12 protein-coding genes and 2 pseudogenes are annotated in these 16865 nt (G+C 33.3%); 1 reads left to right on the forward strand and 13 read right to left on the reverse strand.

All coding sequences use genetic code 11. The features are described from left to right. Positions 1-11: 11 nt before the first annotated feature. The 7 genes from ACZZZA_RS04815 to rpiB form a co-directional block, all read right to left on the reverse strand. Complete coding sequence (locus tag ACZZZA_RS04815) at positions 12-383, reverse strand: YraN family protein (RefSeq protein ID WP_463430063.1); 372 nt, start codon at positions 381-383, stop codon at positions 12-14. Further along, positions 383-736 (reverse strand): DoxX family protein, encoded by a 354-nt coding sequence (locus tag ACZZZA_RS04820; protein ID WP_463430064.1) that lies wholly within the window; start codon positions 734-736, stop codon positions 383-385. The genes ACZZZA_RS04815 and ACZZZA_RS04820 overlap by 1 nt, the downstream gene beginning before the upstream one ends. After that, positions 736-1668, reverse strand: coding sequence for a S66 peptidase family protein (locus ACZZZA_RS04825; RefSeq protein WP_463430065.1), 933 nt, complete (start codon positions 1666-1668; stop codon positions 736-738). Before ACZZZA_RS04825 ends, ACZZZA_RS04820 begins: the two co-directional genes overlap by 1 nt. A 117-nt stretch (positions 1669-1785) precedes the next feature. After that, entirely contained in the window at positions 1786-2472 is a 687-nt protein-coding gene (locus ACZZZA_RS04830) for a LysE family translocator (RefSeq protein WP_463430066.1), read from the reverse strand. A 161-nt stretch (positions 2473-2633) separates the two neighbouring features. Next, positions 2634-3149: a hypothetical protein gene (locus tag ACZZZA_RS04835; RefSeq protein WP_463430067.1), complete on the reverse strand. Its 516-nt coding sequence runs from the start codon at positions 3147-3149 to the stop codon at positions 2634-2636. Beyond that, entirely contained in the window at positions 3149-5299 is a 2151-nt protein-coding gene (gene rnr, locus ACZZZA_RS04840) for a ribonuclease R (RefSeq protein ID WP_463430068.1), read from the reverse strand. Before rnr ends, ACZZZA_RS04835 begins: the two co-directional genes overlap by 1 nt. A gap of 284 nt (positions 5300-5583) precedes the next feature. After that, complete coding sequence (rpiB, locus tag ACZZZA_RS04845; protein ID WP_463430069.1) at positions 5584-6018, reverse strand: ribose 5-phosphate isomerase B; 435 nt, start codon at positions 6016-6018, stop codon at positions 5584-5586. Between the two features lie 547 nt (positions 6019-6565). Here rpiB and ACZZZA_RS04850 point away from each other — a divergent pair. Further along, positions 6566-7756: pseudogene (locus ACZZZA_RS04850) on the forward strand (phosphoglycerate kinase). Positions 7757-8156: 400 nt separating this feature from the next. Here the strand turns inward: ACZZZA_RS04850 and ACZZZA_RS04855 are convergent. The 6 genes and pseudogenes from ACZZZA_RS04855 to ACZZZA_RS04880 all read right to left on the reverse strand — a co-directional run bounded on the left by ACZZZA_RS04855 (position 8157) and on the right by ACZZZA_RS04880 (position 16816). Next, a complete protein-coding gene (locus ACZZZA_RS04855; RefSeq protein WP_463430070.1) occupies positions 8157-8978 on the reverse strand; it encodes a class I SAM-dependent methyltransferase in 822 nt (273 codons plus the stop codon). Positions 8979-9072: 94 nt separating this feature from the next. After that, positions 9073-10936: pseudogene (gene mnmG / locus ACZZZA_RS04860) on the reverse strand (tRNA uridine-5-carboxymethylaminomethyl(34) synthesis enzyme MnmG). A 181-nt stretch (positions 10937-11117) separates the two neighbouring features. Then, complete coding sequence (gene ybeY / locus ACZZZA_RS04865; protein WP_463430071.1) at positions 11118-11525, reverse strand: rRNA maturation RNase YbeY; 408 nt, start codon at positions 11523-11525, stop codon at positions 11118-11120. A 4-nt stretch (positions 11526-11529) separates the two neighbouring features. Then, positions 11530-13686 carry a patatin-like phospholipase family protein gene (locus tag ACZZZA_RS04870; RefSeq protein ID WP_463430072.1) on the reverse strand — a complete coding sequence of 719 codons (2157 nt, stop codon included), beginning with the start codon at positions 13684-13686 and terminating at the stop codon, positions 11530-11532. Positions 13687-13688: 2 nt separating this feature from the next. Next, positions 13689-16148, reverse strand: coding sequence for a bifunctional UDP-N-acetylmuramoyl-tripeptide:D-alanyl-D-alanine ligase/alanine racemase (locus tag ACZZZA_RS04875; protein WP_463430073.1), 2460 nt, complete (start codon positions 16146-16148; stop codon positions 13689-13691). A gap of 80 nt (positions 16149-16228) precedes the next feature. Beyond that, on the reverse strand, positions 16229-16816 hold the full coding sequence (locus tag ACZZZA_RS04880) for a thymidine kinase (protein WP_463430074.1): 588 nt from the start codon (positions 16814-16816) through the stop codon (positions 16229-16231). Between the last annotated feature and the right edge of the window lie 49 nt (positions 16817-16865).

Raw genomic sequence — 16865 nt, forward strand, 5'->3', positions numbered from 1 at the left:
GTTGTAATCTACTAATTTGCATCGAATGCCTGAAAAGCATCTACAATATGTTCTATTGATAATTTTCCTTTTTCGTCTGGCAAGACTGAAATAATATCAAATCTTACTTCCTGATTTTTATTAAATTCTTCCATAAAATGATTGGCTGCGGTAACAATTGATTTAATTTTACCTTTTGTAACGGCTTCCTGTGGCAGAATGAAAAAATCTGTTGATCTGGCTTTCACTTCTGTGACAATAATTAAATTCTCTTTTTCTGAAATAATATCAATCTCAGTTTTCTGATACCGGAAATTTCGTACCAAAATTCTGTGCCCGTTTTTGAGTAAATATTCGGCTGCTAAATCTTCTGCTTTTTTTCCTAAATCGTTGTGATCTGCCATTATTTTCTAAATTGATAAGCCCACCAAATCAAAACAAGCTGCAAAGGAAGTCTCAAAACAGTCAGCCAAAAATATTTATGATGAATCTGATAAAACTTTTTTGCCATCTCAATATTGGCAGGAAAAACTGCGATGAATAAAGCGATACAAAGATACGCACCAAACTTCTGAGTTCCCGGAAAGAGTAGGAGAATGCCGCATACAATTTCTACAACACCGCTGATGTAAACCATCTTCAAATGCAACGGAATATAATCAGGCATGATTTTCATGAAAAAGTGAGGTTTCACAAAATGAAAAATACCTGCAGATATTAATAGAAATGAGAGTAAAAATTTTGAGTAGAAAAGCATTATTGTTTAAAATTTAATAACACATTTCGCCCAACTTTCAAAGAGACTTCTGCACCTATAATCAAGGGTATATTGTTATGAATATGACCGTTCGGAAAGCCATAAACAGCCGGAAATGTATATTTTGAAATCCTGTCTGAAATTAATTGATAAGCAAATTCATCAAAACTTTCTTCATACTGCTTGTTCTCTTTTTCATCGCCCATATTGGTCATTCCACCAATTATAAGTCCTTTAATTTTATTAAAAACTCCTCCTAATTCTAAGCTCATGATCATCCTGTCGAGTGCATAAAAATTTTCACCGATATCTTCGATAAATAAAATTTTATCTTTAAAATCAAAAGAATACCTGGTTCCTAAAAGCGCATAAATTAAGGCTAAATTACCTCCAACCAATTCACCATCAATATTTCCTTCTTTGTTAAACTGATTTGATTTTAAAGTATATTTTAAAGGTTTTCCCTTGAGAATATTAAAAGTAAGATCATAACTTTCATCTGTCACCCCGAAGCTTGAGGTTTTAATCGTCTGTCCGTGAATTGAAACGAAACCTTTTTTCAACAAAAAACTTTGTATCACGGTATTGTCAGAATAACCAATGTACCACTTCGGATTTTTAACAAAACCTTTCAAACTTAAATTTTCAATTAAATGTTGGCATCCGTAACCTCCGCGAGATGCCCAGATGGCAGAAATTTCCGGGTCGTTTAATGCCCAGTTGATGTCGTTTGTTCGTTGCTCTTCAGTTCCTGCGTAATTGTAGCCGTTAGAGAATTTCGTATAAAGATTTTCCCCTAAAACGGGTTCGAAACCTTTAGATGTAATCATTTTAATTCCCTTCTCAAGCTGAGCGGGTTCTACAGCTCCCGCAGGGGAAATGATGGCAATTTTATCGCCTTTTTTCAGGGATTTTGGAAATATTTTTTTCATATGTATTTTTTATGTTTTTAAAGGTCATATGCAATCGATGAACTTGATTTGTTTGTGTTTCTAAATCATGGCAATTTCATATGTCATTGATGTTTTTTCTTTTTAATCGCAGGTATTTTATTGAGTTTTCTTTAATTTTAATTCTTTCTTTTCGGCCTCTTCTAATTTTTTATCAAACTGATTAAACTTTTTGAAACTCTGAAGAAATATAAAGAAACTAAAAAGGATAAGAATACAGCCAACCACTCTTCTGATCTTATTCGCCAGTTTCTGAGTGAGTTTATAGTGAAATTGTTTTGCAAGGAAAATTTTAGCCAAATCAATTCCAAGGTAGGTTGCGATTACGATACTCAGGTACAAAATCACGTTGCAGGTATCCGGATATTGATTTCTGACACCAATCACTGTGACGAGCCAGAATAGGATCACGCCAACATTGAGAAGGTTGAGGAGAAAACCATTTAAAAATGTCTTAATATAATTCTGTCCGATTATTTTTTCTTCGCCCGGAAGCTTCATTTTTGTACGGGTGACGATCATGATGATTCCGTAGGCTAAAATCAGTAGTGAGGTAATTCTGTAAAACCCGGGATGTTTGTCGATAAGATCTACCAAATCTGCACTGGCATAATATGCTGCGACAATGCACAACAAATCTGCCGTGATTACACCCAAATCGAGTGCTAAAGCATGTTTCGGACCTCTTGTAAAACTGGTTTCAATAAGCAAAAAAAAGATAGGACCAATAAAAACTAAGCTCAGCATAAAACCTAGACCAATGGCCGAAAATATGAGTTCAAACATTAAAAATTGTTTCTATCCCAAATTTAAAAATTATATTTCTATTTGTCTGTAAAAAGTGATTTTTAAAATCCCAATTCTTCATAAAAGTTTTTAGAAACAAAAAAAGACTGCCATACAAGACAGTCTCTATTATTTAAAAATTGAAATTCCACACTTTAGATCTAATAGTTATCTGCGCAGGATTCATTGTAGACAAATTTGTAATCTTTTCTAATTTTTAAACCAAATATACCTCTTTCAAAAGTATAAATGATTTGATTGTATCCCCACATTTTTTTATAATCAATAAAAAAACTTCTTGTCATATAAGAATATTTGTAGGCATCGCCATTCAAATAAATATATGTGGTTTTTCCTTTTTGGTGACTATACCTTCCTCCAACTTCAGCAACCTTACTCTTAAAGCAATATGTTTCTTCTTTTGGATTCATTCCTGTTATGTAATTTATAAGAAAAAAACAATTGAGTATAAAAGGAAAAATGACTCCAAAAAAATATTTTTTATCTCCGCCTTGAATCTTAATAACGTTTTTGTTGATTAATCGATTAACAATAATGCAAATTAAACCGATAATCACAACAAACAAATAAAAATTGAAAACAGTTTTAAACATCATAGTTGTTATTAAAATAACATTTAATATGCTAAAAACAATAGATTTATCTGTTTTGGTCATTAATCAACAATCTTAAAGTCTAATTGCTTCTGAATTAAATTAGCCTTTATTACTTTTATTTTAACTTCCTGACCCAATTGATACCTGTTCCCAGTTCTGGAACCATAGACCGCATGAGTAGACTTGTCATAAGAATAAGAATCATCCATCAAATCTCGTAATTTGATCAAACCCTCTGCACCGTTTTCAGGAATCTGCACCCAGAAACCAAATTCTGCCACTCCGGAAATAACACCCGTAAATGTTTCTCCCAAATGTTTTTCCATGAATTTTACCTGCATAAATTTGATAGAATCTCTTTCTGCATCTGCTGCCAAACGTTCTCTAGCACTGCAATGCTTAGATTTTTCTTCTAACTCGTTTTTATCTGGAGACTTTCCGCCATCCAGATAATGTTGCAGCAAACGGTGGGCAAGCAAATCGGGATAACGACGGATAGGAGAGGTAAAGTGCGAATAATAATCAAACCCAAGACCATAATGACCAATTGCTTCTGTAGAGTAGACCGCTTTACTCATGCTTCGCATCGCCAGAGTTTCAATCATATTTTCTTCGCCTTTTCCTTTTACATTTTGAAGCAAATTATTCAAAGATTCTGCAACTTTTTTGGTGTTTGCCAAATCCATTTTATATCCGAAAGTCGAAACGAAATCTCTTAAAGCTTCTAACTTCGCAGGATCCGGATCGTCGTGAACTCTGTAAATAAACGTATTTCCGTTGGGTCTTCCTTTTTTAAGCGAAACAAATTCAGAAACTTTTCTGTTTGCCAAAAGCATGAATTCTTCAATTAAATGATTAGAATCTTTGCTGACTTTAAAGTACACTCCAATCGGCTCGCTTTTTTCATTTAAATTAAAACGAACCTCACTTCTGTCAAAAGTAATCGCCCCATTTTTAATTCTCTGATCACGCATGATTTTTGCAAGTCTGTCAAGCGTTAAAATTTCTTCCGTTAAATCGCCTTCCTGAGTTTCAATTCTTTCCTGTGCTTCTTCATACGTGAATCTTCTGTCTGAGTGAATTACGGTTCTTCCAAACCATTCATTCACAACTTCCGCATTCTCATTCATCTCAAAAACGGCTGAGAATGTAAATTTATCTTCATTCGGACGTAACGAACACACATCATTACTTAAAACTTCCGGTAACATCGGTACTACACGGTCTACCAAATACACAGAAGTTGCTCTTTCGTAAGCTTCATCATCCAACATTGTACCTGGAATCACATAATGAGAAACGTCTGCGATGTGTACCCCGATTTCCCAGTTTCCGTTGTCCAATTTTTGAATCGACAGAGCATCATCGAAATCTTTTGCGTCTTTCGGATCTATGGTAAACGTACATATTTTACGCATATCTCTGCGCTTTGCCACCTCTTCATCGGTGATTCTTCTGTCTATTTTTTCGGCATCCAATTCCACTTCTTCAGGAAAATTGTAAGGCAAACCGTATTCTGCTAAAATAGAGTGAATTTCTGTTTCATGTTCTCCGGGAGCACCCAAAACCTTAATAATTTCTCCATCAGGATTTTTGTCTCCTGCTTTCCATTCCAGCATTTTTACAACGACTTTATCGCCGTTTTCTGCACCGTTTATTTTACCTTTTGGGATAAAAATATCTGTGTTGATGGTTTTTTTATCGCAAACTACAAATCCGAATTCTTTGTGCGGAACCAGCTGAAAAGTTCCTACAAACTCCGTACGGTTTCTTTCCAAAACTTCCAGCACAGAGCCTTCCATCTTTTTTCCTTTGAAATTGTAGGTTACAATGAGAACTTTATCGCCCTGCAATGCATCCTTAACGTTTTTAGAATGAACGAAAACATCATCTTTTAAATTCTCTACAGTTACATAGGCATTTCCGCTTTGGTTAAAATCGATAATCCCTGTCAATGTACCTTCAATATTAAGATTGATGCTGAATTTTCCTTTTTCAGTTTCCTTGATTCTTTGACTTGCTAAAAGCTTGTGTAAAGACTGAATGACCAGCTCACGCTGTCTCGGATTTTTGTGATCGATCCCATCTGAAATCTGTTTATAATTGTATATTTTAGTTTGATTCTGATTCATGAAACGGAGAATCAATTTCCCTATTTCCATGAGCTTTGAATCATTTTTCTGACTTATGTATTTATTTTTTTTTGGCATTTTTATTATTTTATTATTCAACCAATTTCCATTGATTGCTTATTTTTTCTTATTTTGGATTCACTTCATCTCATTTCAAATCTACTGATTTAGATTTGCACATGATTCATTCGTATAAATTTAATAAAAAAAGAAGAAGTGGGGGAAACCTTTTAATAAATATATTTAATATTTTTCAAGGTCTGAATGATGGAATAACAGATTGGTAATTTCTATTTGATCGTACAAATATAAGGTTTTAAAAATAAATAAGACCTGCAAATCGATTTACAGGTCTTTATGTTTTAACAAAATGCAATTTTATCAACTCTTGTCTGATGCCTTCCACCTTCAAAATCAGTAGAAAGAAATCTGTTTGCAATTTCTATCGCAACTTCTTTAGATATGAATCTTGCAGGAATAGAAATCATATTTGCATCATTGTGTTGTCTTGCTAACTCTGCAATTTCTGGCATCCAACACAAAGCACAACGAATTTTCTGATGTTTGTTAGCAGTGATTTGCACTCCGTTACCACTTCCGCATATAAGGATTCCCAATTCATTTTCTCCGTTTTCAACAGAAGTTGCTGCAGGATGTACAAAATCTGGGTAATCTACACTGTCGGTAGAAAATGTTCCAAAATCCTGTATTTCAAATTGCTCTTCAAGATGCTTTTTCAGAATTTCTTTATACTCGAAACCAGCGTGGTCTCCGGCAATAGCGATCTTTCTTTTCATTATAAACTTATTATACTTTAGATTATTCTACAAATTTAAGTATTAAAATGCAAATTGTGATTTGCCTACTCATAAAATGTGAAAAGCACTGTGAATAACTGTGGAAAACTTTTCTGAACTAAAATATGTTTGAATACGAAAATTTGTTAATGAACTAAACCATGGCAAAGTCAATACAAAACTTTCAAAATCTTTACCTTCATTAATCTTTGTTTTTTCCATACAAGAGAAACTAATATTTAATATCAGACAAAAGTTACTAATATTTGTGAGTAAGTCTTAAATTTATCAGACGCTCAATGATTTACATTGTGAATTAAATATGAATTGAATTCAAACTGTATGTTATGAAGTTTTATCATAAAAGTTATCCCCGAAACTCACAACACTCAACAACAACTATCATTCTTTTTTTTATATATAAAGAAATTTATGTTGATTATTGAATGAAGGGTTTGTGGGAAATTTTTTGAAAACTTTTATCTTTTGAATCTTTTCCAAAAGTTTAAAATCTTACATTTGTGAAACAAAAAATCAAAGGGAATTTATGAAAACAATCAATGATTTCAATTTTAAAGATAAAAAGGCTTTAGTACGCGTTGACTTTAATGTACCTCAAGACGACCATCTGAAAGTTACAGACAACACAAGAATCTCAGCTGTAAAACCAACTGTAGAAAAGATTTTAAATGACGGAGGTTCTGTAATTCTGATGACTCACCTGGGTAGACCGAAAGGAGAAGTAAAAGATCAGTTTTCTTTAAAACATATTCTCAATGAAGTTTCAAGTGTATTAGGTCATGAAGTTAAATTTGTGGAAGAATCGATTGGAGAGAAAGCAGAAAAAGCGGCTTCTGAGCTTCAACCCGGAGAAATTTTATTATTAGAGAATCTTCGTTTTCATAACGAAGAAGAAAAAGGAGATGAAAGATTTGCAGAACAGCTTTCAAAACTGGGAGATGCTTATGTAAATGATGCTTTTGGTACAGCACACAGAGCTCATGCTTCTACAGCAGTAATTGCCAATTATTTTAATTCAACTAAATTTTTCGGTTTATTGATTGCTGATGAATTAAAAGCTATTGATAAAGTTTTAAAAAGTGGTGAAAGACCTATTACAGCTATCTTAGGAGGCTCAAAAGTTTCAACTAAAATTACCATTATAGAAAATATTTTACCAGCTGTTGATCATTTAATTATTGGCGGAGGTATGGCATTTACTTTCATTAAAGCATTGGGTGGAAAAATAGGAAATTCTTTGGTTGAAGAAGATAAATTACCTTTAGCTTTAGAAATTCTCGGTAAAGCCAAAGAACACAATGTAAAAGTTTACCTTCCTTCAGACACAGTAATTGCAGAGAGTTTTAGTAATGATGCAGATAGAAAAGTAGTAGATATTTATGATATTCCTGAAGGATGGATGGGACTGGATGCATGACCAAAATCTCGTGAGCAATTCAATGATGTTTTATTAAATTCAAAAACAATTCTTTGGAACGGTCCGATCGGAGTTTTTGAAATGTCAAATTTCTCAGCAGGTACAGTTGCTTTAGGTGATAGTATTGCAGAAGCTACAAAACTAGGAGCTTTCTCTCTAGTTGGTGGAGGAGACAGTGTAGCTTTCGTTAAGCAATTCGGTTACGATGATAAAGTGAGTTATGTTTCAACAGGAGGCGGAGCAATGTTGGAAAGTTTGGAAGGATTAGAACTTCCGGGTATTGCAGCCATTAATAAATAATTATTTTAAAATATAAATTTTAAGTCTGCTGAATTTTCGGCAGACTTTTTTATTTTAAATTCAGTCTTTATAAATTTCTAATTTTTCTTAGTTTTTGTATAGCTTGTCATTCCGTAGGAATCTAGACAGAGTTTTTATTTGAGATGTTGAAATTCCTACGGGATGACAAAATGTACTTATTTATGAGTTAACAATTTATTTGAATTAAATTTAAAATGATTTAGAATTTAAAAATTCAAAAAACAAATTTGAATTCATTAAAATCTTTACGTCAGATATTTAAAATTTTCAAGATAGTAAAATTAAAAAATAAAAACTCAAGAAAAAATCCTGAGTTTTTGTAAAATTTTGTCAAAAATCCTGAAAATTGGCTTTCAGAAATACCTCAAAAATCGATTTTCTACTTTTTTTCGATAATGTATATCAAACTCGAAAATTCGTTAGAAAAAAGTGCTTTTACATTAGAAATCGTTCCGTAAACCACAGCTTTTAGCCAAAATAGGGGTGATTTTTTATATTTTTCGCTCAACATTGAGATGTAATACGAATCTAATACCAAAGGTTTTATTTTTCTCATTTTCCAGTTATGATTTTTTGAAATGAGATTTTCCATTCCATTTTTAGAAAAATGATAGATGTGTCGAGGTACATCATAAGCTGCCCAAAATTCTTTATAATGTTTTGCATCGTAAGAAGTAGGGTTGGGAACGGCAATAATCAACAATCCTTTTTCCTTTAGTTTTGAATGAAAAATAGAGAGCATTTCACTCTGATTTTCTACATGCTCGAAAACATGCCAAAGAGTAACAGCATCCAGACTTTCATTTTCAATCAAATTAATATCACTAATTATTTTTGCTTTTGATACCTTTTTTAAGGCAGCAGATTTGGCATCCGGATTTGGCTCGAACCCAAAAGTTTCGAAGTCATTCTCGATATATTTTAAAAATTCTCCGGCTCCGCAACCGTAATCTAATACTTTAGAATTCTTTTTTATTCTGTCTATTAAGATATTTTTTTTGTATTGCAGATTGAAAGATTGCAAGAATTTGTAAAGCTTTTCTTTTAAACTTCCTGAATCCTGATGATGAGAAATGTAATCTTCACTTTCATAATATTTGGAAATGTTTGATGGAATAGGAGAGGTTTTAAAAACTCCTTTTATTTCTGTTTCTTTTATTTCAAATATTTCCTGCGAAAGAAAATGATCTTTTATTTTCATTATTATATTTTAAAAATAAAGGTATTCAGAAAATTGTTTTAAGATTCTAAATACCTTAGTTTACTTTGAATGTTTCACGTGAAACATATCTTAATTATCTTCCCAAATAGACCATTAAAACATTGATATCAGCTGGAGAAACACCGCTTATTCTTCCTGCTTGAGCCAAAGTTTTAGGTCTTACTTTATTCATTTTTTGCTTGGCTTCTGAAGAAAGACTAGTGATTTTAATGTAATCAAAATCTTCGGGAATCTTCACATTTTCAAGTCTGTTTAATTTGGCAACGTTTTCTTTTTCCTTTTCAATATAGCCTTTATATTTTATATTAACTTCAGCCTGTTCTCTTACTTCATCGCTAAATTGAGATGTAAATTCTTTAATAGAATCAATCTGATCTAATTTATCTAAAGTAATATTAGGTCTTGTAAGAAACTGAGAAGCTCTGTAAGCCTGATCAACAGGATTGCTATCAATACTTTCCAGAATAGGATTGATAATTCCTGGCTTTAAAGAAGTTTCTCTAAGGTATGCTTCAAGTTCCTGACTTTTAGTTATTTTCTCTTCAACTTTTTTCAATCTTTCTTTCTTTTGCTAAACCTAAATGATAAGCTTTTTCAGTTAATCTGATGTCTGCATTATCTTGTCTTAAAAGCAATCTGTATTCTGCTCTTGAGGTGAACATTCTGTAAGGTTCTTCTGTACCTTTTGTGATCAAATCATCGATTAGAACACCTATATAAGCCTCATCTCTGTTAAGAATAAACTCATCCTTCTCATGAACCTTATTATGGGCATTAATACCCGCCATTAGACCTTGTCCGGCAGCTTCCTCATATCCTGTTGTACCGTTGATCTGACCCGCAAAATATAAATTATCAACCAATTTCGTTTCTAAAGTATGCTTTAGCTGAGTAGGAGGGAAGTAGTCATATTCAATAGCATAGCCAGGTCTGAATACTTTTACGTTTTCAAATCCCGGGATATGTTTCATTGCCTTGATCTGTACATCTTCCGGTAAAGAAGAACTGAATCCGTTAACATAGATTTCAACTGTTCTCCAACCTTCTGGTTCTACGAAAAGCTGATGCCTTGTGCGTTCTGCAAAACGATTGATTTTATCTTCAATACTTGGACAATATCTTGGACCTAAGCTTTGAATGGTACCATTAAACATAGGGCTTCTATCAAAACCTTCACGTAAAATATCATGTACTGCTTCGTTGGTATAAACAATGTGACAGCTTAATTGTTTGGTTAATTTCAGAGTCTCTAAATAGCTGAATTTTTGAGGATTTTCATCTCCTTTTTGTTCTTCCATTTTAGAGTAATCAAGGCTTCTTCCGTCTACTCTTGGTGGAGTACCGGTCTTCATTCTTCCTGATTCGAAACCAAAAGAAACAAGTTGCTCAGTAATTCCGAAAGCTCTTGGTTCTCCCATTCTTCCTCCGCCTAACTGCTTGTCTCCAACGTGGATCAAACCATTTAGGAAAGTTCCGTTGGTAAGAACTACAGATTTTGATCTGATTTCTATTCCTAAAGAGGTTACAACTCCTACCGCTTGATTATTTTCTATAATTAAACTCTTCACCATATCCTGAAAAAAGTCAAGATTTGGGGTGTTTTCTAATGCATAACGCCATTCTTCTGCGAATAACATTCTGTCATTTTGTGTTCTTGGAGACCACATTGCGGGACCTTTTGAAAGGTTCAGCATTTTAAATTGTATCGCAGATTTGTCAGCTATAATTCCGGAGTAACCTCCCATTGCATCTATCTCTCTTACGATTTGTCCTTTGGCAATTCCTCCCATTGCCGGGTTGCAGCTCATCTGTCCGATGGTCTGCATATTCATTGTAACCAATAAAGTTTTTGAACCCAAATTGGCAGCAGCAGCAGCAGCTTCACAACCTGCGTGACCTGCACCTACTACAATTACGTCATATATTTCTGAAATCATTTTAATTGCTTATTTAAGCCTTAAATTTTAAATTCTTTATAAATGTTTCACGTGAAACATTGTACCGGAATAGGGCTTAAAGTCGCCTGAATTCCGTGGTTTGTAGCCCCGATGGTACCATTTGTTTGAGCTCTTTTTTCTTTGAAAAAAAAAAAGCGAGTGCGGACAGTGGGAATAGCTTCTAATTATATTTTGTAATATAAATATCTTCTTTTTTACGCATTTCCTTTTCTTCTTCTTCTGTTTTATCTTTATAACCACACAAATGAAGGATACCGTGAGCCAGAACTCTTCTTAATTCTTCTTCGTAGTTTTTTGATAGGGTAGAAGCGTTGTCTGAAATGCGCTGCAAAGATACGAAAATCTCTCCGCTTATCGTTTTGCCTTTCACAGAATCGAAAGTGATGATGTCGGTATAATAATCATGCTGTAGATAATCCTGATTTATTTTGAGCAAATATTCATCATCGCAGAAAATATAATTAATATCACCTAATTTTTTTTCTTCTGAAAGAATGATTTCTTCCAGCCATTTTTTGTAATCTGTAGTAACAGATTCGGGTAGGTTTTCGTAAAAGAATTGTATCATTGTTTTAAAACCAGTGTCCTAAAATAACACTGAATATACCTTTTTGATTATTTTTAAGTGAATGGCTAAAGTTGAATTTAATCTGACCAAAAGGAGATTTATAACCCGCCATGATTCCTAAGGAGCTGTAATTTACCTTTGCTGCATCTTCGAAAGTTATATCATCTGAAATGTTTGCAAAAGAGAAATTTCCACTCAGGAAAAAGTTTTTATAAAACTTAAATTGAATATCATTAGAAATTAATGCCACGTTATTACTGTTCAGCTGAGCAAAATAAAAGCCGTTGAAGGTTTTGAAATTAATAATATTCTGCTCAAAAATTCCTCCTAATCTGTATCGGTAAAATTGTGGAAGATTGTCGCCTATGGTAACACCTCCATACAAATTCAGATGGTAGCTGAATTGTTTAGACAAAGGAATATTGATTCTGATGTCGGCTTTAACCTGAACAACTCTTTTATCAACTTCGGCTTTCATCAAGTCAATTACTTTCCCTTCAGCATTCAGATAAAAGCCTCTGCGCGGAAAGTCTTTATCGTCTTGTGTATCGCTTTTCAGAAACACATAAGGATTAAGAAATCGGCTGTATCTTTTATTTAGACCATTCATTTCCGCTTCGAAATAATCGTGGCTTAATCCGGCTCCTACTGCATATTTATCTTTCCAGATTGATTGTATATAAACTTCGTTTCTCAGCCATTCCCATTTATCAACGTTGATGTTGTTATCACCTTTCAGATCAAAACTCATTCCGGAAGAGTATATACCGAAGCCCGGAATGTATCCGTTATCAACAAAATAATTCAGATAATATCTTGGTTTATCTCCAACGACAACATCAAGAGATAAGTTTGAATTTTTAAATAGTAATCTTTTCGCTGAATAATTGAGAAGCAATCCTGTTTTGAAAATTTCATCATAATGCAATCCGAATTTTAAAAAATGTCTTGCGTCATCTTCAGTGACATATAACTTAAGATAATTGATATTGTTTTCTGTGATGATGTCATAGTTGATAAATCGGTAATTATTGGTTGCAACCAATTTGTCAATTCCTCTGTTGACACTACCGTAGGTCTGTAAAGATGGAAGTCTTAGTCCCATTTTCCCCAGAACATAGTTTTTACCGTAAATTCTGCTTCCAATCAATTCAATGCTGTCTATCTTATACACATTGGAATAAATTGGATTTACGGACTGTCTGAGGCGGTCAAATTCCCTTTTAGGAAGCTGATCTAAAATATCGGTGTATTTCAAACCTTCAACATAACCGCTGTCTAGAATTTTCTTTTTGTCATCATAGCTTGTTGCGGTCATTCCTTTCAGATCGGGTTTGATGTTAATATCTGTAAATTTATACTGACGTTTCGTATCTTTCTGGATCCCAAAATCGATAACCTGATTTAAAATTGCAATAATATTGTTTAAATCTTCTCTTTTAGAAAGATCCTGATTCAAATCTACACCGATAACGATGTCAATTCCCTTGTCTTTCAGAGGTTTTGAAGGATAATTAACGGTCATAGCTCCATCAATGTAGATGCTGTCACCAATTTTCACAGGATCCATTAACGAAGGAAAGGCAGAACTCGCCATAATCGACTGTACCAGATCTCCTTTTTCGAAAATCTGCATATTTCCGCTTTCCAAATTGGTAGCGACGCATAAAAAAGGTATGGGTAATTTAGAAAAATCTTCAATGGTTGAGACATTTTTAAATAATTCTTTCAGCAAATAAACATTTTTCTGCCCGGAACTGATAGAGGAGGGAAGATTGATTTTTCCGTTTTTTAAAGGAATGGATAGGAGATATTTATCGACAGATTTATTAAAAAAAGTACTTTCAGTACGGGATTTAGGATCTCTTATTAAAGAATAGAAATCAGTGTCCATCACTATTTTTTCTATATCTTTTCCGGTATATCCTGAAGCGTATAAACCACCCACAATAGATCCCATACTGGTTCCGGCTATATAATCCACCTTAATTCCTAAAGAATCTAATACCTTTAAAACTCCAACATGTGCAAAACCTTTTGCTCCACCTCCTGCGAGAGAAAGCCCAATTTTTGGGTTTTTTGGGATCACCAAACCTTTTTTAACCTGCGAATGGAAGAAAAGCATTTGAAGAGCAAATATAAAAATAAGGAGTTTCTGCATAATTAATCTTTTATATAAATCCGCTTCACACGAGGTGAAATTGAGGTTAAAACTTCATAAGTAATTGTTTTGCAGTAAGCTGCAAATTCTTTAAGACTTGGTTTTGAATTGAAAATAGTAACCGTATCACCTTCTTTTACATTTGGAATTTCGTCAATATTAATCATCATCATATCCATACAAATGCTTCCGACAATCGGAGCAAGAGTTTTATTAATTCCGACGTTTCCAATCTGATTTCCAATTAATCTTGGGATTCCATCGGCATAACCCACCGGTATTGTGGCAATTTTCGTTAGATGATCTGTTTTGTATCTACGACTGTAACTTACTGATTCTCCGTTTTCAACGAGAGAAATTTGAGAAATTACGGTCTTAAAACTTACGCTTGATTGTAGCTGCTTTTGAATTTCAGAATTTGGTGATTCTCCCAGCATTCCAATTCCGATTCTTACCATATCGTACTGATGATCAGTATAATTTGTAATACCTGATGAATTAAGAATGTGCCGAAGTGGTTGATAACCCAGATTTTCAATTAAATAACCGGAGTTTTTTTCAAATATTTCTAATTGTTTTAAAGTGAATTCTCTCTCATCGGGCATATCAGATGATGACAAATGGCTGAATATACTTTGAACTTTCAGATTTTTATCTTTTAAGCATTGGTTTAAATAATCCAACTCATGTTCTTTAAAACCAAGACGATGCATCCCTGTTTCAAGTTTAATATGAACAGGATATTTTGTATCATTTCCAGATTTTTGAACAGCTTCATAGAATAATTCTAAAACTCTTACACTGTAAATTTCTGGTTCCAGATTATACTGAATAATGGCATCATAACTATGCTGTTCAGGATTCATAACAACAATAGGAGTGGTAATTCCTTTTTTCCGAAGCTCTACTCCTTCATCGGCATAGGCAACTCCAAGATAATCAATATGATGGTGCTGCAGAAATTCTGAAACTTCATAACTTCCGAGTCCATAGGCATTCGCTTTTACCATGGCCATCATTTTTGTTTCTGGCTTTAGTAAGGATTTATGATAATTGATATTATGGAGAATAGCATTAAGATTAATCTCTAATACGGTATCATGTTTCCTGAGTTCAAGAAGATCTTTAATCTTTTCAATCTCAAATTTACGTGCTCCTTTTAATAAAATAATCTGATTTTCAATCTCTGTAAGATATTTACTGTCAATAAGTTCCTGAGTATTATTAAAAGTGTACGTTTTACCTGTGAAAAAGCCTTGGAATTGGGAAATTTCTTCACCTATCAGAAATACATGATCAAAATTTTGCTCATTGACCAGATCAGAGACTTCCTCATATAATTCTTCAGAATTTGAATTTACCCCAATAATATCTGTTAAAACTAAAGATTTTTTTGGTTTTTTATATTCTTTTAAAAATTGAAGCGCAGTTTTCAGAGAATCTAAATCTAAGTTAAATGAATCATTGATGATGATATTATTTTTAATGCCCTCTATACTTTCAAGACGCATTTCCACCGAACGAAGCTGATCAATTTTCTCCTGAATTTTTTCATTAGAGAAATTAAATTTCTTTAAAATACCGATCAACGCCAAAATATTCGTTAAAGTTACCTCATCCCTTTGCTTAATTTTCAGTGAAAATTCTTCGTGGAAATATTTGATTAGAACATCTTTATTTCTGTCTTTAACATCTGAAATAATAGAAATCTTATTGATATTATCAAGTCCGTAAGAAACTAAATCTGCTTTTGAGTACTTTGGTGAATATGTTTTATAAACCAAATTATACACCTGTTCGGTTCCGTTAAAAAATATGGTATCACAGTCTTTGAAAAGTTTTAATTTTTCTAAAATCAATTCTTCTTCCGATTCAAAATTTGCTGCGTGAGCAGTACCGATGTGCGTTAACAAACCAATTTGTGGATGAAAAATCTCTTCCAGCCTCTGCATTTCGTGTGGTTTTGAAATTCCGACTTCAAAAATTCCCAATTGATGTTGAGGATTAATCTGAAGCAGAGAAAGCGGCAAACCAATCTGAGAATTGAAACTTTTAGGACTCTTTACTGTTGAGAATTCATTCCACAGACATTGATATAGCCATTCTTTCAGAATTGTTTTCCCGTTGCTTCCGGTAATTCCGATAGATTTTAAATTTGAATTTTCAAAATGATATTTGGCTAATTTCTGCAGAAACTCAACGGCGTTTTTCACAATTATCCAGGTTACATTTTCAAATTGAGGATATTGATTTTCAGATATGATGACATTAATTCCTCGGTCGACAGCCGATTCTATAAACTTTTCACCAGAATTCTTTTTAGTATTGATTGCAATAAAAGCCGAATTTTTTGTTGAATAAATAATTCTGCTGTCAAAAGCTATATTTTTGATTAATAGATTTTTATCGCCAATAACTTCAGCATTGGTGATGTTTGCAATTTGTTGTACTGTATAATTCATTGGTGCCCTTTCTGCTATATTTTTTGTCTGATTTCTATGGTTTAATCGTAGAGATAATTACAATCTTAACGTATTAATCATTATTTCTTTTTGGAAAGCACTTCCTCAATAAAAACACGGCGACTTACTGCCTCATAACTCTCTGTTTCTCCCAATTCTACGAGATTATTGCCTTGAGAAGTTCTCATCGAATAATTGGCAAGATTTCCTGTTCTTTTACAGATTGCGTGCACTTTTGTCACGTATTCTGCAGTCGCCATCAGATTAGGAATCGGCCCGAAAGGTCGCCCTAGGAAATCCATATCTAAGCCTGCAATAACAACCCGGATTCCGCTGTTTGCCAATTGATTAGCTATTTCTACAATGCTGTCGTCAAAAAACTGTGCCTCATCAATTCCTACCACATCACAATTTGATCCCAAAAGAATAATTTCGTTGGGATTTTCTACTGCAGTGCTTCGGATTTTATTTTTATTGTGCGAAACAACATCTTCGTCAGAATATCTTGTATCGGTTTTGGGTTTGAAAATTTCTACATTTTGCCCCGCCATTTCAGCTCTTCTGAGTCTTCGGATCAACTCTTCGGTTTTTCCGGAAAACATAGAGCCACAAATAACTTCCATCCAACCGCTTTGTTTGGAATGATTAATTGTATTTTCTAAAAACATTTGTTATTTTAGCCGTAATATTTTAAGATCAAAAGTAAGCAATTTTTAA

The organism is Chryseobacterium sp. AC405b, from assembly GCF_979258685.1.

Bases quoted from the DNA above. Each gene is read 5' to 3' on its own strand.
- ACZZZA_RS04815 (WP_463430063.1), bottom strand. From the start codon at position 383: ATGGCAGATCACAACGATTTAGGAAAAAAAGCAGAAGATTTAGCAGCC.
- ACZZZA_RS04820 (WP_463430064.1), bottom strand. From the start codon at position 736: ATGCTTTTCTACTCAAAATTTTTACTCTCATTTCTATTAATATCTGCA.
- ACZZZA_RS04825 (WP_463430065.1), bottom strand. From the start codon at position 1,668: ATGAAAAAAATATTTCCAAAATCCCTGAAAAAAGGCGATAAAATTGCC.
- ACZZZA_RS04830 (WP_463430066.1), bottom strand. From the start codon at position 2,472: ATGTTTGAACTCATATTTTCGGCCATTGGTCTAGGTTTTATGCTGAGC.
- ACZZZA_RS04835 (WP_463430067.1), bottom strand. From the start codon at position 3,149: ATGACCAAAACAGATAAATCTATTGTTTTTAGCATATTAAATGTTATT.
- rnr (WP_463430068.1), bottom strand. From the start codon at position 5,299: ATGCCAAAAAAAAATAAATACATAAGTCAGAAAAATGATTCAAAGCTC.
- rpiB (WP_463430069.1), bottom strand. From the start codon at position 6,018: ATGAAAAGAAAGATCGCTATTGCCGGAGACCACGCTGGTTTCGAGTAT.
- ACZZZA_RS04855 (WP_463430070.1), bottom strand. From the start codon at position 8,978: ATGAAAATAAAAGATCATTTTCTTTCGCAGGAAATATTTGAAATAAAA.
- ybeY (WP_463430071.1), bottom strand. From the start codon at position 11,525: ATGATACAATTCTTTTACGAAAACCTACCCGAATCTGTTACTACAGAT.
- ACZZZA_RS04870 (WP_463430072.1), bottom strand. From the start codon at position 13,686: ATGCAGAAACTCCTTATTTTTATATTTGCTCTTCAAATGCTTTTCTTC.
- ACZZZA_RS04875 (WP_463430073.1), bottom strand. From the start codon at position 16,148: ATGAATTATACAGTACAACAAATTGCAAACATCACCAATGCTGAAGTT.
- ACZZZA_RS04880 (WP_463430074.1), bottom strand. From the start codon at position 16,816: ATGTTTTTAGAAAATACAATTAATCATTCCAAACAAAGCGGTTGGATG.